The organism is Bacillus sp. P4_D3 (assembly GCF_056401855.1).
Window position 1 is genome coordinate 1 of the sequence record NZ_JBFUIN010000822.1, and the last position, 1,290, is coordinate 1,290.

The window sequence follows — 1,290 nt, forward strand, 5'->3', positions numbered from 1 at the left end:
CATCTATTCAATATGATTCTAGTATGAATATTATTACAATATAAATAACTGAGGAGAAAATATCCACCTCGGTTATTTATCACATACACATTAATATGTATTGTTTATAATACACTTTTCCACCATTTAAATGAATTTCATTTCTATTTCTATCATCATCTAAAATCTTACTTTCACCTTTTCTATTCGTTCTGCGTACACACCCACTGAAGGATTTAATATATTAGTAAAATTACCTACCTTTGCATACCAGATGCATCCGTCCACACTTAATCACTCAATTCTCATTTCTGAAAAGTGATTCTTAGTAATAAAAAAGCAAAGAAGCCCAGCAATTCATCACTGGACTTCTTCTTTATTTTCCAACAAAACTTCCTTATCAAAACGAACAAATTTACTCTGTACTTCCATTCCAGCTGCTTCATATACGCGAGGTGCTCCTGTAATATTCTCAGAATCTACATTCAGATGCACTTTTGAAATCCCCTCTTCGTACAATTGACCGAATGCATGATGTAGCAGCGCTAATCCTAATCCTTGTTTCCGCTTAGAACGCCTTACACCTAAATGAGTAATTTCAGCTTTATTGTCAGTAGCCTTTTTACTAAAGATAAAGCCAACTACTTCATCATCAAGCATGGCTAGTGACCATAGTGTAGGATGAAACCCATCTCTTTCAGTACGTTGCAAAAACTCTTCTAACGTAGAAGGTTGTGAGTTCCAGTGGTCTGCAAAGGCTTCATTAAAAGCTTGATGTAATCTCTCATCATCCACACCAGGTATGTAATGTCGCACTGTAACACCATTTGGCCATAGTGGTGTTGGTATATTTGAGTTCAATTCAATCTCCATCCCCCACCATATACGCGTTGGAATAAAACCACCTTCTCTTAACACTTTTTCCTCATAGAAATTATTTGCTTGTGTTACAATCGTGCCATTCGAGCAAGACGAATTACTAACAAGCTCCGTAGCACGCTCTTCAAGCTTTGACCATATTACATGTTCAATTTCTTGATTTATATAATCAGGGTTTACAAATACGGCAGATGGAAACTCCCCTTCATTTCCTGTCAAAATTCCATAAGCGATTATTTCTTCTTCATTCATAACAACATAAGAGCTTTTACTAACATCAATACCTTTCCATGAGTTAGTAATGTCCTCTACCGTTGTATCAATTTCACCGTACATAGCTTGATCATAAATTGTACATAGTTTTAAAATTTGTTGTAAATCTTCTTGTATAGTCGCTTTAACATTTAGATTGTTTACTAAGTTCCGCATACA

Annotated in this window: 1 protein-coding gene; it reads right to left on the reverse strand. The window is 35.2% G+C overall.

What is annotated here, in order from left to right; translation table 11 throughout:
• Positions 1-339 precede the first annotated feature (339 nt).
• Complete coding sequence (locus AC1DTM_RS27010; RefSeq protein ID WP_477001331.1) at positions 340-1,287, reverse strand: N-acetyltransferase family protein; 948 nt, start codon at positions 1,285-1,287, stop codon at positions 340-342.
• Between the last annotated feature and the right edge of the window lie 3 nt (positions 1,288-1,290).

Coding starts and splice junctions, on each gene's coding strand:
- AC1DTM_RS27010 (WP_477001331.1), bottom strand. CDS start 1,287: ATGCGGAACTTAGTAAACAATCTAAATGTTAAAGCGACTATACAAGAA.